Source organism: Streptomyces laurentii (genome assembly GCF_040635425.1).
Lineage (GTDB): Bacteria > Actinomycetota > Actinomycetes > Streptomycetales > Streptomycetaceae > Streptomyces > Streptomyces laurentii.
In genome coordinates this window covers 17,673-38,665 of the sequence record NZ_JBEYHT010000020.1, presented here as the reverse complement: position 1 = coordinate 38,665, position 20,993 = coordinate 17,673, and the positions used below count along the sequence as shown (strand labels likewise).

23 protein-coding genes are annotated in these 20,993 nt (G+C 72.5%); 9 read left to right on the top strand and 14 right to left on the bottom strand.

Annotation, left to right across the window (positions count from 1 at the left end; genetic code table 11):
* Window positions 1-4: 4 nt before the first annotated feature.
* The 4 genes from ygfZ to ABZ693_RS15315 form a co-directional block, all read right to left on the bottom strand.
* The gene (gene ygfZ, locus ABZ693_RS15330; protein WP_359876729.1) at window positions 5-970 is read right to left on the bottom strand and encodes a CAF17-like 4Fe-4S cluster assembly/insertion protein YgfZ; all 966 of its coding nucleotides are present in this window, start codon (window positions 968-970) and stop codon (window positions 5-7) included.
* 15 nt (window positions 971-985) lie between these two features.
* The gene (locus ABZ693_RS15325) at window positions 986-1,423 is read right to left on the bottom strand and encodes a Fur family transcriptional regulator (protein WP_359876617.1); all 438 of its coding nucleotides are present in this window, start codon (window positions 1,421-1,423) and stop codon (window positions 986-988) included.
* Between the two features lie 374 nt (window positions 1,424-1,797).
* Complete coding sequence (locus ABZ693_RS15320) at window positions 1,798-2,370, bottom strand: heme-binding beta-barrel domain-containing protein (RefSeq protein WP_359876616.1); 573 nt, start codon at window positions 2,368-2,370, stop codon at window positions 1,798-1,800.
* A gap of 291 nt (window positions 2,371-2,661) precedes the next feature.
* Window positions 2,662-2,790 (bottom strand): hypothetical protein, encoded by a 129-nt coding sequence (locus tag ABZ693_RS15315; protein WP_359876739.1) that lies wholly within the window; start codon window positions 2,788-2,790, stop codon window positions 2,662-2,664.
* 65 nt (window positions 2,791-2,855) lie between these two features.
* Here ABZ693_RS15315 and ABZ693_RS15310 point away from each other — a divergent pair, with 65 nt between their 5' ends.
* Both ABZ693_RS15310 and ABZ693_RS15305 read left to right on the top strand, forming a co-directional pair.
* On the top strand, window positions 2,856-3,218 hold the full coding sequence (locus tag ABZ693_RS15310; RefSeq protein ID WP_359876614.1) for a DsrE family protein: 363 nt from the start codon (window positions 2,856-2,858) through the stop codon (window positions 3,216-3,218).
* 16 nt (window positions 3,219-3,234) lie between these two features.
* Window positions 3,235-3,492, top strand: coding sequence for a YxzC family protein (locus tag ABZ693_RS15305; RefSeq protein WP_359876612.1), 258 nt, complete (start codon window positions 3,235-3,237; stop codon window positions 3,490-3,492).
* A gap of 46 nt (window positions 3,493-3,538) precedes the next feature.
* On the opposite strand, the gene ABZ693_RS15300 is transcribed toward ABZ693_RS15305, so the two are convergent.
* Both ABZ693_RS15300 and ABZ693_RS15295 read right to left on the bottom strand, forming a co-directional pair.
* Window positions 3,539-4,804, bottom strand: a complete 1,266-nt coding sequence (locus ABZ693_RS15300; RefSeq protein ID WP_359876610.1) for an MFS transporter — start codon at window positions 4,802-4,804, stop codon at window positions 3,539-3,541.
* A 291-nt stretch (window positions 4,805-5,095) separates the two neighbouring features.
* A complete protein-coding gene (locus ABZ693_RS15295) occupies window positions 5,096-6,748 on the bottom strand; it encodes a hypothetical protein (RefSeq protein ID WP_359876608.1) in 1,653 nt (550 codons plus the stop codon).
* Between the two features lie 806 nt (window positions 6,749-7,554).
* On the opposite strand from ABZ693_RS15295, the gene ABZ693_RS15290 reads away from it, so the two are divergent.
* Window positions 7,555-8,154, top strand: coding sequence for a hypothetical protein (locus ABZ693_RS15290; RefSeq protein WP_359876606.1), 600 nt, complete (start codon window positions 7,555-7,557; stop codon window positions 8,152-8,154).
* Window positions 8,151-8,762 carry a hypothetical protein gene (locus tag ABZ693_RS15285; RefSeq protein ID WP_359876604.1) on the top strand — a complete coding sequence of 204 codons (612 nt, stop codon included), beginning with the start codon at window positions 8,151-8,153 and terminating at the stop codon, window positions 8,760-8,762. Before ABZ693_RS15290 ends, ABZ693_RS15285 begins: the two co-directional genes overlap by 4 nt.
* Window positions 8,763-8,830: 68 nt before the next feature.
* On the opposite strand, the gene ABZ693_RS15280 is transcribed toward ABZ693_RS15285, so the two are convergent.
* The 7 genes from ABZ693_RS15280 to ABZ693_RS15250 all read right to left on the bottom strand — a co-directional run bounded on the left by ABZ693_RS15280 (window position 8,831) and on the right by ABZ693_RS15250 (window position 14,603).
* Entirely contained in the window at window positions 8,831-9,115 is a 285-nt protein-coding gene (locus ABZ693_RS15280; RefSeq protein ID WP_359876602.1) for a DUF3099 domain-containing protein, read from the bottom strand.
* Window positions 9,116-9,292: 177 nt separating this feature from the next.
* Window positions 9,293-9,580 carry a DUF1416 domain-containing protein gene (locus ABZ693_RS15275; protein WP_359876600.1) on the bottom strand — a complete coding sequence of 96 codons (288 nt, stop codon included), beginning with the start codon at window positions 9,578-9,580 and terminating at the stop codon, window positions 9,293-9,295.
* Between the two features lie 39 nt (window positions 9,581-9,619).
* On the bottom strand, window positions 9,620-10,465 hold the full coding sequence (locus tag ABZ693_RS15270) for a sulfurtransferase (RefSeq protein ID WP_359876599.1): 846 nt from the start codon (window positions 10,463-10,465) through the stop codon (window positions 9,620-9,622).
* A gap of 684 nt (window positions 10,466-11,149) precedes the next feature.
* Window positions 11,150-11,842 carry an LmeA family phospholipid-binding protein gene (locus ABZ693_RS15265; protein WP_359876597.1) on the bottom strand — a complete coding sequence of 231 codons (693 nt, stop codon included), beginning with the start codon at window positions 11,840-11,842 and terminating at the stop codon, window positions 11,150-11,152.
* 144 nt (window positions 11,843-11,986) lie between these two features.
* Window positions 11,987-13,450 carry a hypothetical protein gene (locus tag ABZ693_RS15260; RefSeq protein WP_359876595.1) on the bottom strand — a complete coding sequence of 488 codons (1,464 nt, stop codon included), beginning with the start codon at window positions 13,448-13,450 and terminating at the stop codon, window positions 11,987-11,989.
* A gap of 10 nt (window positions 13,451-13,460) precedes the next feature.
* Window positions 13,461-13,715, bottom strand: a complete 255-nt coding sequence (locus ABZ693_RS15255; RefSeq protein ID WP_359876593.1) for a MoaD/ThiS family protein — start codon at window positions 13,713-13,715, stop codon at window positions 13,461-13,463.
* A 45-nt stretch (window positions 13,716-13,760) separates the two neighbouring features.
* Window positions 13,761-14,603, bottom strand: a complete 843-nt coding sequence (locus tag ABZ693_RS15250) for an alpha/beta hydrolase (protein ID WP_359876592.1) — start codon at window positions 14,601-14,603, stop codon at window positions 13,761-13,763.
* A 322-nt stretch (window positions 14,604-14,925) separates the two neighbouring features.
* Between ABZ693_RS15250 and ABZ693_RS15245 the strand changes: the two genes are divergently transcribed.
* The 5 genes from ABZ693_RS15245 to ABZ693_RS15225 all read left to right on the top strand — a co-directional run bounded on the left by ABZ693_RS15245 (window position 14,926) and on the right by ABZ693_RS15225 (window position 20,344).
* The gene (locus tag ABZ693_RS15245; RefSeq protein ID WP_359876590.1) at window positions 14,926-15,714 is read left to right on the top strand and encodes a response regulator transcription factor; all 789 of its coding nucleotides are present in this window, start codon (window positions 14,926-14,928) and stop codon (window positions 15,712-15,714) included.
* Window positions 15,715-15,893: 179 nt separating this feature from the next.
* Entirely contained in the window at window positions 15,894-16,916 is a 1,023-nt protein-coding gene (locus ABZ693_RS15240; RefSeq protein ID WP_359876588.1) for a LacI family DNA-binding transcriptional regulator, read from the top strand.
* A gap of 134 nt (window positions 16,917-17,050) precedes the next feature.
* Complete coding sequence (locus ABZ693_RS15235; RefSeq protein ID WP_359876587.1) at window positions 17,051-18,094, top strand: S1C family serine protease; 1,044 nt, start codon at window positions 17,051-17,053, stop codon at window positions 18,092-18,094.
* Between the two features lie 55 nt (window positions 18,095-18,149).
* A complete protein-coding gene (locus tag ABZ693_RS15230) occupies window positions 18,150-18,956 on the top strand; it encodes a response regulator transcription factor (RefSeq protein WP_359876585.1) in 807 nt (268 codons plus the stop codon).
* The gene (locus ABZ693_RS15225) at window positions 18,953-20,344 is read left to right on the top strand and encodes a sensor histidine kinase (RefSeq protein ID WP_359876583.1); all 1,392 of its coding nucleotides are present in this window, start codon (window positions 18,953-18,955) and stop codon (window positions 20,342-20,344) included. The genes ABZ693_RS15230 and ABZ693_RS15225 overlap by 4 nt, the downstream gene beginning before the upstream one ends.
* A 19-nt stretch (window positions 20,345-20,363) precedes the next feature.
* Here ABZ693_RS15225 and ABZ693_RS15220 read toward each other — a convergent pair whose 3' ends face one another.
* On the bottom strand, window positions 20,364-20,774 hold the full coding sequence (locus tag ABZ693_RS15220) for a VOC family protein (RefSeq protein WP_359876582.1): 411 nt from the start codon (window positions 20,772-20,774) through the stop codon (window positions 20,364-20,366).
* Window positions 20,775-20,993 lie beyond the last annotated feature (219 nt).

Here is a 20,993-nt window from a genome sequence, read left to right as displayed (position 1 = left end):
GGCCCTACGGCTCGACGATCGTCTCCTGCGCCGCGGCCGTCGTGCCCGCGACCAGCTCGGCGTCCACCGGCACGTTCCGCTTCACCAGCGCGAGCGCGATCGGCCCCAGCTCGTGGTGGCGCGCCGAGGTCGTGACGAAGCCCAGCTGGCGGCCCTCCGGGCCGTCGGCGGCGAGGCGGATCGGGTCGCCGTGGGCCGGCAGGTGGACCTCGCTGCCGTCCAGGTGCAGGAAGACCAGGCGGCGCGGCGGCCTCCCCAGGTTGTGGACGCGGGCGACCGTCTCCTGGCCGCGGTAGCAGCCCTTCTGGAGGTGCACGGCGCTGCCGATCAGGCCGATCTCGTGCGGGATGGTCCGGTGGTCGGTCTCGAACCCGAGCCGCGGCCGGTGCGCCTCGACCCGCAGCGCCTCGTACGCGAGGATGCCGGCGGCCGGCCCGTGCGCGGCCGCGAAGTCCGTCAGGTCCGCGCGCGGCAGGAACAGGTCGCGGCCGTGCGCCGTCTCCCGTACGACCACGCCCTCGGGCACGGCGGCGATCGAGCCGGCCGGGAGGTGGACGACGGCGAAGTCGTCGGTACGGTCGGCGACCTCGACCCGGTAGAAGAACTTCATCGACTCCAGGTACGCGACGAGCGCCTCGCGCGTCCCGGGCTCCACGTGCGCCCACACCGTCTCGCCGTCGTCGACGAGGTACAGGGCGTGTTCGATGTGCCCGTTCGCGGAGAGGATCAGCGCGTCGGTGGCCTGGCCCGGCGGGAGGTCGCTGACGTGCTGGGTGAGCAGCAGGTGCAGCCAGCTCAGCCGGTCGTCGCCGGTGACGGTGACGACGCCGTGGTGGGAGAGGTCGACGAAACCGGTGCCGTCGGCGAGGGTCCGCTGCTCGCGGAACAGGTCGCCGTAGTGCGCGGCGACACCTTCGTCGCGGCCTTCGGCGGGAACGGCGCCGGGCAGGGACAGCAGAGGGCTCTTCAGGGACATGGGAAAAGCCTACGACTCCTCGCCGGCGGCCTTCCGCGCGCAGTCCCGGCACTGCCCGAAGATCGCGAAGTGCTTCATGTCGGTCTCGAAGCCGAAGGTCTCCCGGAGCTTCCCGGTGAACCCGGCGGCGACCTCCACGTCCGCCTCGATGACGTCCGAGCAGTCCCGGCACACGAGGTGGAGATGGTGGTGCCGGTCGGCGAGGTGGTACGTCGGCGCCCCGTGCCCCAGATGGGCGTGGCTGACCAGCCCGAGCTCCTCCAGGAGCTCCAGGGTCCGGTAGACGGTGGAGATGTTGACGCCGGACGCGGTCTTGCGGACCTCGCAGAGGATGTCGTCGGGCGTCGCGTGTTCGAGCGCGTCGACGGCCTCCAGGACAAGCTGGCGCTGGGGCGTCAGCCGGTAGCCGCGCTGCCGCAGGTCGCTCTTCCAGTCGGTGCTCACCACGCCCCCAGTGTAGGAGGGCGATCCGGGTCCGCGACGGCCTCGGTCGACTCCCTCCTCTCCCGGTGTCCGGCAAGCCGGCCGTCTTCGCGTTTGGTGACCAGTCCGACCCGGCCGAGGATACGGGCGTCACCGGTTGCCAGGACAGCGGGCGATAGGCTTCCCGTGGAAGCTTCGGGATCGCCTCTGCCACGGCATGCCCCTTGGAGCACGGCTTATGAAACCCCCGGCCACGCGCTATGCGGCCGGGGGTTTCCGCTTACCGAACCCCTTGTGCTCTGCATTTTGTGAACCCTTCTGGGTGACGGCAACCCCATGAGGCCCGCCGACCGGAGTCGACGGGCCTCATGGGGGCTGTCCGTATGGTGCCGCGGGACCTACTTGAAGAAGGCGATGCCGTCGTCCGGCATGTCCGGGAGGTTGCGGGCCATCTCGGCGACGTCCTCCGGGGTGACGACCTTCTTCAGGTGCGCCGACATGTAGGGGCGCAGCGGGACCTCGGGGGTGGCCTTCTCGCCGACCCACATCAGGTCGCCCTTGACGTAGCCGTAGAGGCGCTTGCCGCCGCTGTACGGGCCGGAGGCGCCGGTGCGGGCGACGGCGTCCGTCGCGATGTCGATCTGCGGCTTCTGGTCGGCCAGCTCGCCGTACCAGACCTCGACGATGCCCTGGTCGCGGACCATGACGATCTCGACGTTGCGGTCCTTGTCGATGCGCCAGTAGCCGCTCTCGCTCTCCAGCGGGCGGATCTGGTTGCCCTCGGCGTCCAGGACCCAGGAGTGCGAGTGGTACTCGAGGAAGTCACGGCCGTCGTGGCTGAACGTCACGGACTGGCCGAAGTTGCACTTCTCGGCGCCGGGGAAGTCGGACACACCCGCGCCCTCCCACGTGCCCAGCAGGAACGCGAGGGGGACGAGGGCCGGGTTGAGGTCGGACGGGATCTCGATCATGGGCGGCTCAGGCGATCTGTGTCTGGTCTGGGCGGGGACGGGGGCGGGCGCGACGGGTCCGGACGCTGCGGAGCGCCGATGGGTCAGCGCTGGCCCTGGTAAAGCTTCTTCACGGCCAGGCCGGCGAAGGCGAGGACCGCGACGCAGACGAGCGCGAGCAGCGTTTCGAAGAAGACGATCACTTGGTGCTCCTCGATGAGCATGAAGGCAGTACGGGCCGGCCCCCAGCTTAGTCGGCGGGGGGACGGCCCTCTCGGTGAGGTGGGTCTCGTACGGATCCCCTATGGGTGATCAGCCCAGGAGCTGGGTCTGCAGGATCACCGTCTGCCGGAACGGGACGGTCTCCACGCCGCCCTTGCGGGACTGCACGACCAGGGCGAGCGTGTCCCCGGCCTGGACGAGAATCGCGGATTCCGTCATCCGCGCACCCTGCTGACCCGTGGGTAGTGCGGGAGGTTGCCTTCACCCGCATTACAGTTCGGTATATGGCGAAGAAGCTCGTGATCAAGGTGACCGCCGGGGCCGACGCCCCCGAACGCTGCTCCCAGGCCTTCACGGTGGCCGCCGTCGCCGTCGCCAGCGGGGTCGAGGTCTCGCTGTGGCTGACCGGCGAGTCCTCGTGGTTCGCGCTGCCGGGCCGGGCGGCGGAGTTCGAGCTTCCGCACGCCGCGCCGCTGCCGGACCTGATCGACTCGATCCTGGCGGGCGGCACCCTCACCCTGTGCACGCAGTGCGCGACGCGTCGCGAGATCACCGAGGACGACGTGATCGAGGGTGTCCGCATCGCGGGCGCGCAGGTCTTCGTCCAGGAGGCGATGGCGGACGAGACCCAGGCGCTCGTCTACTAGATCCGCTTCCGCTTCCGTGCACCGGCCGACGCTCGACGAGATCGAGGAACGCTTCGTCGCGCTCGTCGAAGGCCGTCTGACCCGTGACGAGGCCGACCGCTGGGCCGCGCGGTGGATGGCATATGACGACCTGGCCTGGGACGACGTCTCCTGGTGGGCGCTCGGACTCCTGCACGGAATCGACCTCCCCGGCGGCCCGGACGGCGCCTTCCTGTACGACGACGAGCAAGTCCGTGACTGGCTCGCCGCGTTGAGAAGGCGCCGCACCGCGTAAGGCGGACCGGCACCTGCCGACGGCCTACCGACGGCCAACCGACGGCCTACCGACGCGACGGGATCAGCGTCGCCCCGGCGGACAGCACGACCGGAGCCGCGGCAAGGATGAACAGTGCGGGCAGAGGCATATGCCCGACCAGCAGCCCGACCGCAGCCGTCGAACCCGACGAACCGGCGTTGAACGCGGTGTTGACCCACGCGCCCGCGGTCGTACGGGCCCCCGGGCCGGCGCACTCGTCGGCGATCAGATACGCCGTCGTGAGCGCGGGGGCCACGAACAGTCCGCCCAGCGCCGCCCCGGCGATGAGCACGTACGGATGCGGCGCGAAGCCGGTGGCGGCCATGACGAGTCCCAGGGCGAGCGCGAGCGCCGAGACGCGGTGGCGGCCGGAGACGCGCCAGGAGACGGCGCCGTAGGCGAGGCCCCCGACGGCGCTGCCCGCGGACAGCGCGGCCATGATCCACGGAATCGTGTGAGCGGCCCGGTGTTCCTCGGCGAAGGCGATCACGAGCAGGTCCAGTGATCCCAGGCCCATCCCGAGCCCGGCGGTGACGGCGATCGCCCGCCTCAGTCCCGAACCGCCGCCCGCGAGGCGGGATCTCGCGCGGGGAGGGGTCCCCTGGAACGGCCCTTCCGGCCCTTCCGGTCCCTCCGGCTCCTCCGGTCCTTCCGGCGCCGTGGCGGCCTGCCCCGCCGTTCCCCAGCCGTCGACCGCCGGGGACGCGACCAGCAGGAGCGCCCCCGCCAGGACGAGTACGGCGCTCACGGCCAGGCCCGCCGACGGCGCGGCGACCTTCATCAGGACGCCCACCAGCAGCGGTCCGGTGACGAACAGGAGTTCCTCGGCGACTCCGTCCAGGCTGTACGCGCGCTGCAGCAGCGGCCGGTCGGGGACCAGCGTGCTCCACAGCGTCCGCATGACCGGGCCGAGCGGGGGCGTGGTGGCACCGGCGGCGGCGGACAGGACGGTCAGCAGGACCGCCGACCCGCCGGACCACGCGGTCGCGCCGGCCAGGACGGTGAGCAGCACCGCGTACACGGAGGCCATGAGCGGCAGCACACGGCGCGGCCCGTACCGGTCGATCAGACGGGCGCGGGCAGGGGAGAGAAAGACTCCGGTCAGGCCGAAGACGGCCATGGTGCCGCCCGCCACGGCGTAGGAACCGGTGGCCTCTTTGACCGCCAGGACCAGGGAGAGCGGGGCCACTCCGTAGGAGAGCCGGCCCAGCAGGGCGGCACCGAACGTACGGCAGGCATGGGGAGTTCGCAGCACGGCCGCGTACGACGGCGCCGCTGTAGGCGAAGACATGGGGGTGTTCCTTGGAAAGGTCGCGCGCCGGTACGACGGCGCGCGCACGCGTGCGGGGAGGACGGCGAAGGCCACGCCCGGTGAGGGGGCGCGGCAGCGCGGACTCCTATGCACGGAAAAGGAACATGCGGGCGAAGGTAGCAGAGCAGGGGGGCAGGGAGACAACCCCCGGCCTCACACGAAAGGGAGCCTCCCGACGTACGGGAGGCCCCCTTCGGCCCTCGGCTCTCGGCCCTCGGCTCTCGGCCCTCGGCTCTCGGCCCTCGGCTCTCAGCTGTCCGGGTGGGCCGGTCAGCTCGTGGCGCGGGTCCGGCGGCGCCACCGGACCAGGGCACCACCCGCCACCAGGGCGGCCGCGGCGAGGACCGCGATCAGGCCGACCGGCGCGCTCGAACCGGTGTGGGCCAGGCTGCCGTCACGGCCCGTCGGCGCGGGCGCGTGGGCGGACGGGTGAGCGGGCCCGGCCGTCGGGCCCGAAGCCGTCGGCTTCGGAGCCGGCGTCCCCCCGTCGGTCGGCTTCGGCGCCGGCTTCGCGGTGGACGTCGGAGTCGGAGTCGGGGTGGGCTTCGGAGTCGGTCCGGGACCGCCCTCGCCGGCCGGCACCGACCCGCTCCCGCCGAGGAACGCGGTGTCCGTGTCCCGGGCGGACGTCTGGGCCCGGACCGAGTCCTTCGTGGTGCGCGGGAGTTCACGATGCCGCGCGGTGAACTCCGTACCGGAGATGTTCTTCTTGGGCGCCTGGGAGAAGTCGACGCCGCCCACCGTGTAGGTGTAGATGGTGCCGCCGGAGGGCCACTCGTACTGGAACTCGCCCTCGGTGAAGGACTTGCGCATCCGCTCCCACACCGTGCGCTTGTCCCAGCCCTTGTTCTCACCGCGCAGCGGCCACCGCCGGAGGTCGTCGCTGTCGGTGATCGCGTGGAAGTCGGTGGCCTTCTTCGCGTCCTGCTGCCGGATCCACTCCGCCGCGACGCGCGAGGTGTAGACGCGCCGCAGGTCGGCGTACTTCGGGTCGTGGTTGACCTTCTCCTGGACCGCGGGCATGATCCACTGCTTCATCAGGCGAACGCCGGCGTCCTTCTGCTCCCGCGTCAGCTTCGTGTCGCAGCGCTCGCCGGGACCCGGGGTGGTGAAGTCCATCGGCGCGTGATGGACGAGGAGCGGGGCGTCGAGGATGTAGATGCCGCCGTCCTGCTCGCGCACCTTCGCGGGGCCGGGGACGATCCAGTTGCGGCCGGGGCCCCAGCACGGGACGCCGTCGACCTGCGGCAGCGCGGCCATGAACTCCTTGCCCGGGGACTTCTTCGGGTCCAGGGCACGGGACCAGTCCCGCTTCATCTCCATGTCGGCCTCCAGCAGGGTCCTGCCGGTGTCCGTCTTCGAGAAGCCCTCGTCCATGATCGTGTCGGGCTGGTCCGGGTTCAGGTTCACCCACATCCGGTCCGGGGACAGCGCCAGCCAGGTGAAGAACGCGTCGGAGGCCATCTCCAGTTTGGCCTGGCCGCCCCAGCCCGGGTTCTCGTCCTCGTCCGGCATGAGGTCGGCCTTCATCGAGTAGTCCAGGCCCTTGCCCTTGACCGGATTGCCGACGTACTGGAGCTCAAGGGTGGAGAAGTCGACACCGCCGGGGCCACGGCCGAGCGCCGACCGGGTGTTGTCGCGGTTGTACTCGTCCTGGAGCCGCTTCGCCTCCGCCGGGGTCTTCCCCGACTCGCGGGCAAGGGAGTCGAGCGGGCCCTGCGTGCCGTTCTTCCCCAGCGCGGCGAAGTTCGGGTCGGTCTTCTTGTACGGCGTGTCCGGCCACAACCCCGCGGCAGTCGCCCGCCGTTCGGCGATCCGGATCGGGTTGCCGACCGTCCCGCGCTCGGTCCGCAGCCGGGCGTTCTCGGCCTGATAGTCGCGCAGGGTCGCCCGGTTGGGCTTCTCGCTGGTGAACATCGTCATCCGCGACTTCGTGAAGTCGTACTGCGCGTCGTTGTGCCGCAGGGCCGACGAGATTGAAGTCCTGGACGGCCTTGGTCTCGAAGACACCGCCCTTCTGCCCGCTGACCTGGGCGCTGATCAGGTTGACCATCCAGGACGCGAACGGCTTGGGCTGATTGGACTGGCCCCGGTGGCGCTTGTAGCGGGAGTAGATCGCCTTGCGCATGTCCTCCGGGTTCCGGGAGGACTCGTACGCCGCGTCCCACTTGTCGATGTCGGCACGTGTGCCGGTGACCGCCGCCATCTCGCCGGCGTTCGGAGCCGGGACGTTCTCGTCCAGTGGTGCTGCTCGCTCGGCGCACCGGACTGCTTCGGGGTGCGCGGATAGGCCTTCTTCAGGTGCATCGTGTCGCACCGGCTGCCCGTGGTGATCTTCGCCGTGTCACCGGGTGCGGCGGACGCCGCGCCGGGCAGGCCGATCAGCAGCATTCCGGCCGAGGAGACGACCGCCAGCGCGGCGGAAAGGCGCCACCTCAGGCGCTGCCGCAGGGATGCACCCGGTGTACTCGCCGTGCTTGATGTGCTCGATGCGCTCGATGCGCTCGATGCGCTCGTCGTACGCGCCGTACTCGACGTACTCACAGACTGTCCCATGGTGGTGGGGGCCGCGGGACACGGTTCGTGCGCGGACGGACCAGGCAGGGGCCCCCGCGTCCCGCCTCCGTCCGCCGGCCCACACCCTAGATTCCGCCAACCCGCCGTGGCCAAGGGGTTGTTGCCTCGGCATGTCGCGACGATCGGCGACGGCGTTCGGTACGGTTTCGGGCATGCCCGCGCCCCATGAGCACGACGCCTACGACGCGACCCGCCACCCCGGCCTCCTGGCGTGGCTGGACGAACGGCGGACCGATTTCACGCGCTGGGCCCACGAGGCCGCGGGCGCCCACCCGTTCGACCACTCCGACGCGTCCCTGGACGCCCTGGAGGACCTGGTCCGCGCGACGTACGCCGGTCCGGAGGAGATCACCCGGCAGCGCCGTACCCCCTTCGTCCAGGGAGCCGTCTGGTACATCGGCGACGTCCTGTGCCGCCGCAAGGGGTGGGTGTGGACGTTCGAGCCGGACTTCGACACCGGCGAACTGCCGCCGTTCTACGGCGAGACGGAGGCGCCGGGACTGCTCGACACCCCCTGCGTGGGCGCGCCCGGGGCCGGTCCCGGCGAGCACTGGTACCCGCTGAACACCCTGCGCCGGCTGGTCGCCGAGGACGACGAGATGGGCGAGCCGATCGACGAACGGCTCGTCGGGATGATCGAGGGCTGGTACGACGAGGAAGCCGGAGAAGAGGACGGCGAGAACGACGAGGACGGGGACGACGGGGACGACGGGGACGACGGGGACGACGGCGAAGGAGACACGCGGACGTGATGCTGGAGCTGCTGCCGGGGGTCGGCGTGACCCTGCCGGACGGGGCCGGGACGCTCCGGTTCGGGACGGGCCCCGCCGAGGCCGGTCCCGTGCTCGCCACGGCGCCCCAGGTCCATCGCGGACCGCAGTGCGCGTCCTTGACCCGCGCCGGCTACCCGGAACTCCGGCACGCCCACGACGCCTGGCTGTCCGGAGTGCTCTTCGATCCCCTCTGGAACACCGTCGCCACCTTCGGCGACGTGATGCTGACCGTCGCCGGCGGCGGGCCGGGCCGTACGGACCGCCTCGCCGCCGTCCGTATCGACGTCCGGTCGCCCGCCGGGACGGCGCGGCGGACGACCTCCGTGGTGTGGGACGGCGTCGACCTGTTCGGGCATCCGGCCCGGGACGTCGTGTCCGTGCTGCCGGAACCGCGGCACCCGGGTTCCCCGCCGGGCACCGACACCGTCGTGGAGCCCCTGGGGCTGTGGCTGGGCGGGCGGACGCCGGCCGATGACCGGTTCTCGCAGCTGCTTCTGATCGCCGCGCCCACCGGATGGGAACAGTGCTGTGCGGGCACGTTCACCTGCGAGGAAGGCGGCGACGGTCTCACGGGGATCTTCCACTGATCCGCTGATCCCCGGGCAGGCACACGCGGGCACGGGCAGGCACCGACGGGCATGGACAAGGGCCGCCCCTACTCGTCCCGGTCGCGGTCCTTCCGATCCGGGCGCTTCTTGCCGTCGAGCTCGTCCCACCACTCGTCGGACTGCTTGTCGCCGGTCGGGTCGTCCCACCAGCGGTCCTCCGGGCCACGCCGGTTCGCGACCATCGCGGCGACCGGCGGGATGAGCATGGCGACCACGCACATGGCGATGGCGGCGGGGACCGAGAAAAGGCGCACGACGGCGAAGGCGCCCACGAAGAGAACCATGCAGGCGCCCATCATCCAGAAGTAGACGCGCCGACGCCGTGCGTACACACCTTCAGCGTACGACCGGACGCGCGCCCCGCGCCCGGTCGCGGGCAGACCGAAGGGCCGTGCCACGTTCTGGTCGGCGTCCAACCCCCCAGAGGCACGGCCCTTCGGCCGTTCAGTGCCGTGACGGCGTACGCGTCACGGTGTGCGCGTCACCGCGCACGCGTCACGACGTACGCGTCACAGCGCGATGGCGACCTCGGCCAAGCCGCCCTTCTGGGCGACGACCGTGCGGTCGCCGGTGGCGCCGGGGACCAGGGCACGGACGGTCCACTGGCCCTCGGCCGCGTAGAAGCGGAACTGGCCGGTCGCCGAGGTCGGGACCTCGGCCGTGAACTCGCCGGTCGCGTCCAGGAGGCGCACGTAACCGGTGACGGGCTGGCCGTCCTTGGTCACGTAACCCTGGATCGTGGTCTCACCGGGCTTGATCGTCGAGGCGTCGGGGCCGCCGGGCTGCGCTCCGCACATGTCGGGATTCCTTACGTCGAAGGGGAGGAAGGCGAGGGACTACTTGCCGGAGCCGAGCTCGATCGGCACGCCCACGAGGGAGCCGTACTCGGTCCACGAACCGTCGTAGTTCTTGACGTTGTCGACACCGAGCAGCTCGTGCAGGACGAACCAGGTGAGCGCGGAGCGCTCGCCGATGCGGCAGTAGGCGATGGTGTCCGTGGCGAGATCCACGCCCTCGGCGGTGTAGAGGGCGGCCAGCTCCTCGTCCGACTTGAAGGTGCCGTCGTCGTTGGCGTTCTTCGACCACGGGATGCTCTTGGCGGTGGGCACGTGGCCGGGGCGCTGCGACTGCTCCTGCGGGAGGTGCGCCGGGGCGAGCAGCTTGCCCGAGAACTCGTCGGGCGACCGCACGTCGACCAGGTTCTGCTTGCCGATCGCGTCCACGACGTCGTCGCGGAAGGCGCGGATCGAGGCGTCCTGCGGCTGGGCCTTGTAGTCGGTCGCCGGACGGCTGGGGACCTCGGAGCCGTCGACCAGCTCGCGGGCGTCCAGCTCCCACTTCTTGCGGCCGCCGTCGAGCAGCTTGACGTCCTGGTGGCCGTACAGCTTGAAGTACCAGAACGCGTACGAGGCGAACCAGTTGTTGTTGCCGCCGTAGAGGACGACGGTCGTGTCGTTGGCGATCCCCTTGGCCGAGAGGAGCTTCTCGAAGCCCTCCTGGTCGACGAAGTCGCGGCGCACCGGGTCCTGGAGGTCCTTCGTCCAGTCGATGCGGATCGCGTTCTTGATGTGGTTCTGGTCGTAGATCGACGTGTCCTCGTCCACCTCGACGAGGGCGACCTGGGGGTTGTCGAGGTTGGCCTCGACCCAGTCGGCGTCGACCAGGACGTCGCTGCGAGCCATGCTGTTCTCCTCCGGGGCAGTGTGCGGCGGTGTGGTGCGGGGGTGGTGCGGGTACGCATCGGGCATATGTGCGACCGACGGCGTACGGCTACGCGAAGTGGCCCCGACATCACGGGTGGGACCTGGGGAAGGCGGGGAAAGTGCGTCCCGCTCAGACGGATCGACAGAGCATGGCGGCGATGCGGCACAGGTCTACTGCCCGCCGCTTCGTGAGTTCCGCATGTCGCTCCATGCCGACGATCGTAGGGACGGCATCCGGCCATGTCACCGGCGTGTCGTATTTTGAGACACGAAAATCCGTCATTCGAGACGGACAAAGGGTGCGGAGCCTCCCCGGACCGGCGGCCGCCTGCCCTCGCGACCTCGGATTTTGCAGGTCGGATGATTCTGTCTCGAAATGTGGGCGGATCCGGGAAGAAAACGGCCGCGAGGGGTGGGAGACGGGGCCAGAGCGGGGTGAGGAAGCCTCCGGAACACGCTCAGGACGGGGCGTACCGGGGCAGGGTGGAGGCCAAGAACGAGGCCATGACAGGGCGAGCGCAGGGCCGACCCGGGTGGGCGCGGGTGCCCAGGCCGGCGTTCGGGACTCCGTGGGCTCCGGGGGCTCCGGGGGCTCCGGGGGCTCCGGGGGCTCCGGGGGCTCCGGGGGCTCCGGCCGGAGACTTTCAGGGCTCCACGTACGGCTCAGGGCGCGGTCAGGGCGACGTTCTCGCCCGCCACCATCACCGCCAGGCCGTCCGGCCGCGGCTCCACCTTCGTCAGCCGCATGCCCTTCGGCAGGCCCTCGACACGCCGGTCGAAGTCCGTGCGGGACCGGATCAGCTGCTCCAGGCCCGGCATGCCCTCGCCGGGCACCGAGTCGGCCCGGACCCGGAGGGTGTTCCCGTTCACCAGGGTCACCGTGGACGTCACGGTGCGGGTGATCATCCGGCCGAGGACCCGGACCCCGCCCGTCACCTTCAGCTTGCCGCCCTCGCCGTACTCCACCTTCGCCTCGTGGCCCGAGGCCGCGGCCAGGTCGTCGTACCCGATCAGGGCCGTGCCGTCGGCCGTACGGGCCCGGTCGATGGCGTAGTCGCCGTCCAGGGTGACGTCGCGCAACTCGGCGGTCAGCTCGCCGATCCGGATGGACTGGCCGCCGGCGGAGGTCTGGACTCCGGTCAGCTTCACGTCGACCTCGTCGAAGCGCCGGCCGGTGATCTGGGTCAGGAACGGGAAGCCCTTGATGTCGACGTCCGTCGACTCCGGCCGTACGGTCCCGAACCGCACCTTGCCGGCGGCCTCCGACTCCACGTACGCGACCGCCAGCCGGTCCACGCCGACGAGGATCCCGCCGAGCACGACCGCCAGGATCAGCAGCACCCGCAGTGCGCGCATCGCTTCGCCCCCATCCCTAGGAAAGAAAACCGGCCCTCCGACACAAGATCGACGTGTCAAAGGGCCGGTCGGTTCCCCGGGCGCCTCCCGGGACGGTCCGCCGCGGGACAGGCCGGGGGATAGGCCGGGGCATATGCCGGAGAGTTACACGAGGACGCGTCCCAGCAGGTAGACGGCGGGCACGGCGGCGGTGAGCGGCAGTGCGACACCGGCCGTCATATGCACGAACCGCGACGGGTAGTCGTACGCGGCCGCCCGCAGTCCGATCAGCGCGCACACTCCGGCGCCCAGGCCGAGCAACGCGCCCGAGGAGGCGCCCAGGCCGGTGAACGCGCCGCCCGCCAGACCGCCGGCCGCCGCCGCGAGCAGCGCGACGACCGCGGAGACCGGGCCGGGCAGCGGCACGGCGCGGGCGAGGGTGCCGGCGGCGACCGCGAGGGCCCCGGCGACCACCGCGTCCGACTCGGCGCCCAGGTAGCCGGTGGCCAGGACCGCGAGGGCGGCCGACGCGACCGTCGCCATCAGGCCGTACATCCGCTCGTCCGGGTCGGCGTGGCTGCGCAGCTGGAGCACCACCGTGAGCAGTACCCAGACACCGAGCGTGCCGGTGATCGCGCCGGCCGCGTGCTCCCGGCCGGCGGCCAGCAGCGCCGCGTCGGCGACGACGCCGCCGAGGAAGGCGAGGGCGATGCCCTGCCGGGCCGGCCACATGCCGTTGAGCCGGAACCAGCCCGCGGCGGTGAGCGCCTGGAGCAGGACCAGCGGGACGAGCAGTCCGTACGAACCGAGCACGGCGCCGCCGGCCAGCAGGACGCCGAGCCCCGCCGTGATCGCGGCCGGCCGCATGCCGGGGTCGATGATCGGCGACCGGCCCTCGGCGCGGGCGCGCTGGGCGTCGGTGATCCGGGTGTCGCCGGAGGTGGTGGGGCTGGAGTACGCGGGGCCGGCGTCGGGCCCGGCGGGCGCGGGAGCCCCGGCGTGCGCGGGCGCGTGGGAGGGCGTGTGGCCCTGCACCGGAGCCTGCGCGTGGGCCTGGGCCTGCGCCTGCGCCTCGTACGGCGCCTGCGTGACCTCGGGCGGCAGCGGGTGTCCACCCGTCGCCGGCGACGGGTACACCTGCTGCGGGGCCGGCGGCTGGTGGGCATGGACCGGCGCCATGTACGCCGTCGCCTGCGTGTCAGGAGACTGCGGGACCTGAGGGGCCTGGGGGGCCTGAGCAACCGGGGGCTGATGCGCCTGCACGGGAGCCATGTACGCCGTCGCCTGCATGTCAGGAGACTGCGGGACCTGAGGGGCGTGGGGTGCCTGAGGAGCCTGCGGCTGATGCGCCTGCACCGGCGCCATGTACGCCGTCGCCTGCATGTCAGGAGACTGCGGCGGCTGAGGCATCTGGGGTGTCTGGGGCGCCTGAGGCATCTGCTGCGGATACGCAGCCGCCTGCGGGTGCCCCACCACCGGCTGGTACTGGGTGTCCCAGGTCTGCCCCTCCCACGTCTGGGCGACCTCGGCATCCCCGTACTGCGGATGCGCCGGCGCGTGCGGGTGCTGCGGATGCTGCGGGTACTGCGCGCGCTGGGGGTCGTACGGATACTGCTGATCACTGCTCATGGTGTGCGGTTCACCCTCCTGCGAACGGGGGGAGCACCTCGACCGTGCCGCCCTCGGCCAGCCGTACGGTCTCATGCGCGCGGGTCCCCACGGGGTCGCCGTCGATCAGGAACGAACACCGGACGAGGACCCGCTCCAGCTCGCCGGGGTGCCGTTCACGGGCGCCGGCCAGCGCCTCCGCGAGCGTCCCGGCCGTATACGGCTCCTCGGCGACCCCGGCCGCGGCCTTCGCCGCGGCCCAGTAGCGGATGGTTCCCGCTGCCATGACGGCGCTCCCTTCGTTCGTGTGCGCGCCGCCCACCATCATGGGCTATGGCCGGACCAGCCAGGCGCCGAGGCGGTCGAGCAGCTCGTCGTCGGCCGCGTTCTCGGCGTGGCCCATGCCGCGCTCCAGCCACATCTCGGCCGTGCCGCCCGACGCGGCCGCCGCCGCGACGAGGCTGTCCGGGTGATCGAGCGGGAAGTACGGGTCGCGGTCGCCGTGCACGACAAGGAGCGGCGTCGGAGCGATCAGCGGCACCGCCTCGACCGGCGACAGCGGCACCGGGTCCCACTCCTTGGTGTCGATCCGGGTGTGGAGCCCGTAGCGGCCGACGAGCCGGCCGACCGGCCGGGTCACCACCCAGTGCACCCGGCGCATGGACGGCGTCCCCCGGTAGAACCAGCGCGCGGGGGCGCTGACGGCGGCCACCGCGTCCGTACGCGCGCCGGTCCCGCGCTCCAGCGCGGCGTGCCGGAGCACGACCGAGCCGCCCATGGAGAAGCCGACCGTCACCACGCGCGCGTGGCCGAGCCCGCGCGCCCAGCGGACGGCGGCGGACAGGTCGAGCACCTCGCGGTCGCCGACGGTGGTGCGCCCGCCGGAGCCGCCGTGGCCGCGGAAGGAGAAGGACACCACGTTGGCGTGGGCGCGGAAGGCCTGGACGGCGCGCCGCACCGCGGGCCGGCCGGCCGAGCCGGTGAACCCGTGGGCGACCACGACGGCCGTATCGGTGACACTGGGAGTGGCCGCTTCGTAAACCGCCTCGATCCGGACACCGTCCTCGGTCCGCAGACCGGTCCGGAGCACACCGCGCGGCGGTCCGGAAGGTGTACGGGAAGTGAGCGAGGAAACATCCACCATGTGAAATCGGCCCTCTGCCTCGGAACTCATGTGGGCTATTGTGCTGGCGGAGGATCCGGGCATCGCAGCCCCCGGGTCCTTTTGTGTTTCCGGTCCTTTGTTACAGGCGGATGAACAAACGCTCTCGGGCGCGAGAGCCATAGGCACCCCCTACGTGAGCCACCCCGTCGGGCGACCCCCACGTCACCCGCGGACGCACCCGCAGACGTCCTCGCACGGACCGAGGAGGAACCGACGTCATGGACGAGCGAACCCCGCACGACCGTCGCCGACGCAGCCGCAGCCGTGGCCGCGCGGCGAGCCGGCCGACGCCCCCGCGGCCCGCCCCAGGAACCCGGGGAGGTGGGACGCGATGAGTTCGCTGCTGCTGCTCACCAACGCCCTCCAGCCCTCCGCCGAGGTGCTGCCCGCCCTCGGCCTGCTGCTCCACAACGTGCGCGTGGCCCCCGCCGAGGGCGCGGCCCTGCTCGAGACCCCCGGCGCCGACGCGATCCTCGTCGACGGGCGGCGCGACCTGCCGCAGATCCGCTCGCTGTGCCAGCTGCTGCGCTCCACCGGCCCCGGCTGTCCGCTGATCCTCGTCGTGACGGAGGGCGGCCTGGCGGCCGTCACCGCCGACTGGGGCATCGACGACGTGCTGCTCGACACGGCCGGCCCGGCCGAGGTGGAGGCCCGGCTGCGGCTCGCCGTCGGCCGCCGGCAGCTCGACACGGACGACTCCCCCATGGAGATCCGCAACGGCGACCTGTCGGTCGACGAGGCCACCTACAGCGCCCGTCTGAAGGGCCGGGTCCTGGACCTGACCTTCAAGGAGTTCGAGCTGCTCAAGTACCTGGCCCAGCACCCGGGCCGGGTCTTCACGCGCGCGCAGCTGCTCCAGGAGGTGTGGGGGTACGACTACTTCGGCGGCACCCGCACGGTCGACGTGCACGTACGGCGGCTGCGGGCGAAGCTCGGGCCCGAGCACGAGTCGCTGATCGGGACCGTACGCAACGTCGGCTACCGCTTCGTCACGGCCGAGAAGCCGGAGGACCGGGCCGCGCGCGCCGAGAACCGGGCCGCGCGCGCCGAGCAGACCCGGACCCGGGCCCAGCCCCCGAGCCGGGACCGCGGCCCGGCCGAGGCCGCGCGGGAGCGCTGACCGGGACCGCCAAAGGCCCACCCGGGACCGCCCGGCACCGCCCGGTACCGCCGGGAAGCCCCCGGGAGCCTCCGGGAACGCCGAGGTGACGCCCGGCGGGCCGCCCGCGCGACAGTGCGGTGGCCACGGGGTGGACGCGACCTGCCGGAACCAAGGTCACCCCGCGTAGACTGCCGCGCGTGGCCAAGGTGACGCGGGACGATGTGGCGCGACTGGCGGGGACTTCGACCGCGGTCGTGAGCTACGTCATCAACAACGGACCCCGGCCGGTCGCCCCGGCCACGCGCGAGCGTGTCCTCGCCGCCATCAAGGAGCTGGGCTACCGCCCCGACCGGGTGGCCCAGGCGATGGCGTCGCGGCGCACCGACCTCATAGGCATGATCGTCCCGGACGCGCGCCAGCCCTTCTTCGCGGAGATGGCGCACGCGGTCGAACAGGCCGCCGCCGCGCGCGGGAAGATGGTCCTGGTCGGCAACTCCGACTACCGCACCGAGCGCGAGATCCACTATCTGCGCGCCTTCCTCGGCATGCGGGTCTCCGGGCTCATCCTGGTCAGCCAGGGCATGAGCGAGCAGGCGGCGAGCGAGATCGAGGCGTGGGACGCCCGGGTCGTGCTGCTGCACGAGCGGCCCGAGGCGATCGACGACGTCGCGGTCGTCACCGACGACATCGGCGGCGCCCAGCTCGCCACCCGGCACCTCCTGGAGCACGGTCACCCGTACGTGGCGTGCCTGGGCGGCGTCCCCACCACCCCGTCCATCGGCGACCCGGTCGCCGACCACGTCGAGGGCTGGCGGCGGGCCATGATCGAGTCCGGCCGCTCGGTCGAGGGACGGCTCTTCGAGGCCCCGTACAACCGCTACGACGCCTACAAGGTCGCGCTCGGCCTGCTGTCCGGGCCGGACCGCCCGCCGGCCATCTTCTGCTCGACGGACGACCAGGCCCTCGGCGTGCTGCGGGCCGCCCGCGAACTGCGCATCGACGTGCCGGAGGAGCTGGCGGTGGCCGGCTTCGACGACGTCAAGGAAGCCGGGCTGGCCGACCCTCCGCTGACCACGGTCTACTCCGACCGGCCGGCGATGGCCCGGGCGGCGGTGGACCTGGTGCTCGACGACTCGCTGCGGGTGGCGGGGTCGCGGCGCGACCGGGTGCGGCAGTTCCCGTCGGCGCTGATCGTGCGCCGGTCCTGCGGCTGCGAGTGACCTCGCGCGTGACCTGAGGAAGCCCGGGCCGCGGTTCGGCCCGGGTGGGCCTTTATTTCGGGCATACGGGGTTCTGTCGGGCTTCTCACCACGTCCTCAGACGGTTCTCATGTACGGCCCGGAGAGTCGTACCCATGACGGACTTCCCGGAGCACCAGCCGCAGCAGCAGCCCCAGCCGCAGCCGTCCTGGCCGCCGCGGCCGCCCCTGCCGCCCCACGACCCGTTCGCCTCCCCCGGCGCGCACGAGCAGCACACCGCCCACGCCCCCGCCGCGCGCCGGCGGGCCCGGCGGCGCGGCGTCGGCCTGCTGACCGCCGTCGCGATCGCCGCGGCCGCGGTCGGCGGCGGCACCGCGACCCTGATCGAGCGGTGGACCGACGACACGCCCGGCATCACCGCGGCGGCGCCGAGCCCGGTGGACGGCACCACGGTCGCCTCGGGCAGCAAGGGCACGGTCGCCGGGGTCGCCCAGGCCGTCTCCCCGTCCATCGTGGAGATCTCCGCGAGCGGTTCCGGCGGCCGTTCCACCGGCTCCGGCGTGATCATCACCTCCGGCGGCGAGATCGTCACCAACAACCACGTGATCTCCGGGGCCTCGACGATCAGCGTCCGGCTCAGCACCGGCAAGACGTACACCGCCGAGGTCGTCGGCACCGACCCCGCCAAGGACCTCGCGCTGATCAAGCTGCGCGGCGCGTCCGGGCTCAAGGCCGCCACCCTCGGCGACTCCTCGGGCCTCCGGGTCGGCGACCAGGTCGTCGCCATCGGCTCCCCCGAGGGCCTGACCGGCACCGTCACCAGTGGCATCGTCTCCGCGCTCGACCGGGACGTGACCGTCGCCCGCGAGGACGGCGGCCAGGACGGCTCGCAGGGGCAGCAGTGGAACCCGCGGCAGGGCTGGCCGTTCGAATTCGGCGGGCAGCAGTTCAACGGCGACACCGGCTCCTCCAAGACCACCTACAAGGCGATCCAGACCGACGCCTCGCTCAATCCCGGGAATTCCGGCGGCGCGCTGATCGACATGAACGGCCGGATCATCGGCATCAATTCGGCGATGTATTCGCCCACGAGCGCGGGGAGTTCGGGAGCCGCCGGCAGTGTCGGTCTCGGATTCGCGATTCCGGTCGACACCCTCAAGGCCGATCTGCCCGCCCTGCGCGGGGGCGGCAGCGTCTGATCCCGTGACGGACACCTGGGCGGGCGTACGGACGGACACGTGGGACGCTGGCCCCATGAGTGGCATCGTGGGGCAGCACCCGGGACAGCAAGCGGGTCAGCGGGCCGAGGCCGAGAGCGGCGGCACCGAGCGCATCCTCATCGTCGACGACGAGCCGGCGGTGCGCGAGGCGCTGCGCCGCAGCCTCGCCTTCGAGGGATACGGGACCGAGGACGCCGTCGACGGTCTCGACGCGCTCGCCAAGCTGGAGGCGTACGCCCCCGACCTGGTCGTCCTCGACGTCCAGATGCCCCGCATGGACGGGCTCACCGCCGCCCGCCGGATCCGCGCGGCCGGCTCGACCGTGCCGATCCTCATGCTCACCGCCCGCGACACGGTCGGCGACCGGGTCACCGGCCTCGACGCGGGCGCGGACGACTACCTGGTGAAGCCGTTCGAGCTGGACGAGCTGTTCGCCCGGATCCGGGCGCTGCTGCGGCGCAGCGCGTACGCCGCCGCCCGGGCCGCCGCGGCCGCCGAGCCGGCCGGCGGGGGCGACGTCCTCGCCTTCGACGACCTGCGGATGAACCTGGCGACCCGCGAGGTGACCCGGGACGGCCGGCCGGTGGAACTGACCCGGACCGAGTTCACGCTCCTGGAACTGTTCCTGGCGCACCCGAAGCAGGTGCTCACGCGCGAGCAGATCCTGAAGGCCGTGTGGGGCTTCGACTTCGAGCCCAGCTCCAACTCGCTCGACGTATACGTGATGTACCTGCGGCGCAAGACGGAGGCGGGCGGCGAGCCGCGGGTCGTGCACACCGTGCGCGGCGTCGGATACGTCCTGCGTGCCGGCGGTACGGGCGGGGGTGCCGGCGCCGTATGACCGGCCCCGTCGTCTGGTTCCGGTCCCGCCCGCTGCGCTCCCGGCTCGCCCTGCTCACCGCGCTCGCCGTGGCGGTCGCGGTGGCGGCCGTGTCGCTCGCGTGCTGGCTGGTGGCCCGGGCCCAGCTGGAGCACGAGCTGGACGCGTCGCTGCGCGGCAGCAAGGTCGACAACGCGTACGTCAACCTGGTGCTCGCCGGCTGCCGCACCGAGAGCCCGGTGCCCCCGCTCCCCCCGTACACCGTCCAGGTCGTGCTGCCCGACGGCACCGCCTGCACCTCCGGCCGGGCCGCCATCCCCGTGCAGGCGGCGGACCTCCGGGTCGCGCAGGGCCTCATCCCGGACACCCTGCACACCACCCGGGACGCCGACGGCCGCCAGATGCGCGTCTACACCTACCAGCAGCAGCCGGGCCGGCCCGGCCTCGCCGTCTCGCTCGCCCGGCCGCTGTCCGAGATCGACAACTCGCTGTCCACCCTGGGCTGGGTACTGCTCGTCGTCTCCGGCATAGGGGTCCTCGGCGCGGGCGCGGCCGGACTGTGGGTGGCGCGCACCGGGCTCGCGCCCGTGGACCGGCTGACCGGCGCGGTCGAACACGTCGCGGCGACCGAGGACCTGACCGTCCGCATCCCGGTGGAGGGCGAGGACGAGATCGCCCGGCTTTCGCGGTCGTTCAACGCGATGACGGCGGCGCTCGCCACCTCCCGCGACCGGCAGGCCCGGCTCATCGCGGACGCGGGCCACGAACTGCGCACCCCGCTCACCTCGCTGCGCACCAACATCGAACTCCTCGCCCGCAGCGACGAGACCGGCCGCGCGCTGCCGCCGGACGACCGGCGGGCCCTGCTGGCCTCGGTGAAGGCCCAGCTCACGGAGCTGGCGTCGCTGGTCGGCGACCTCCAGGAACTGGCCCGGCCGGAGGCCGCCCCGCCCGGCCCGCTGGAGGTGGTGCCGCTGCACACCATCCTGCGCTCGGCCCTGGACCGGGCCCGGCTGCGCGGACCGGAGCTGACCTTCGAGACGGACCTGGCGCCCTGGTACGTACGGGCGGAGCCCGCCGGGCTCGAACGGGCCCTGGTGAACGTCCTCGACAACGCGGTGAAGTTCTCGCCGCCGCGCGGCACCGTCGAGGTCCGGCTGATGCGCGGCGAGCTGACCGTACGGGACCACGGCCCGGGCATCCCGGCCGACGAGCTCCCGCACGTCTTCGACCGCTTCTGGCGCTCCCCGTCGGCCCGCAGCCTGCCCGGCTCGGGGCTCGGCCTGTCGATCGTCGCCCGGACCGTCGGGCAGGCCGGCGGCACCGTCGCCCTCACCCCGGCGGACGGCGGCGGCACCGTGGCCACCCTCCGATTCCCGGGCGCCCCGACCCCGCCGCCGGAGGTGTGAGGCCGGGGGCCGGGGGCCGTCAGGAGTGGGACCAGGAGCGGGTGCAGAGCACGAGGCGGTAGCCGTCCGGGTCCTGGACGGTGACGCCCCAGGTGTCCCAGTACGGGTTGTGCGCGGGCACCCGCGTGCCGCCGTGCGCCAGGAGCCGCTCGACCAGCGCGTCCGGCACGGGCCCGGCCAGGTAGACGACGAGCAGGTCGTCGGGGGTCGGCGTCGGTTCGAGCGGGGCGGCGGGGTCCCGGGTCAGTTCCAGATGCCACCCGGCGTCCGGCCAGCCGACCATCAGCAGCGAATGCTGCCGCTCGCCGCCGTCCGCCTCGTGCGCGTACAGCACGTCGAGCCCGAGCCCCGCGACCCAGAAGCGGCGTGCCGACTCCAGGTCACGGGAGGGGCGGGCAATGCGCATATGCGCGGTCGAGATCGCTGACATCCTGTCGACTCCTCAGGTGAGCTGCGCCGTCACGCGGAATCCGTCGCGCTGGAGCGTAGCCAGCGATCGGGCATATGCCATCGGGCGCCGGTCCTAGGTCTCACCTTCCTCCACCATGCCGGGCTCCCCGTCCCTCGCCCGGCGGGAGAGGGACCGGAGGGGTGTGTTCCTCCCGCCAGGACGGGAACAACCGGGTTTCGGAAGCGATCCGGGATGTAC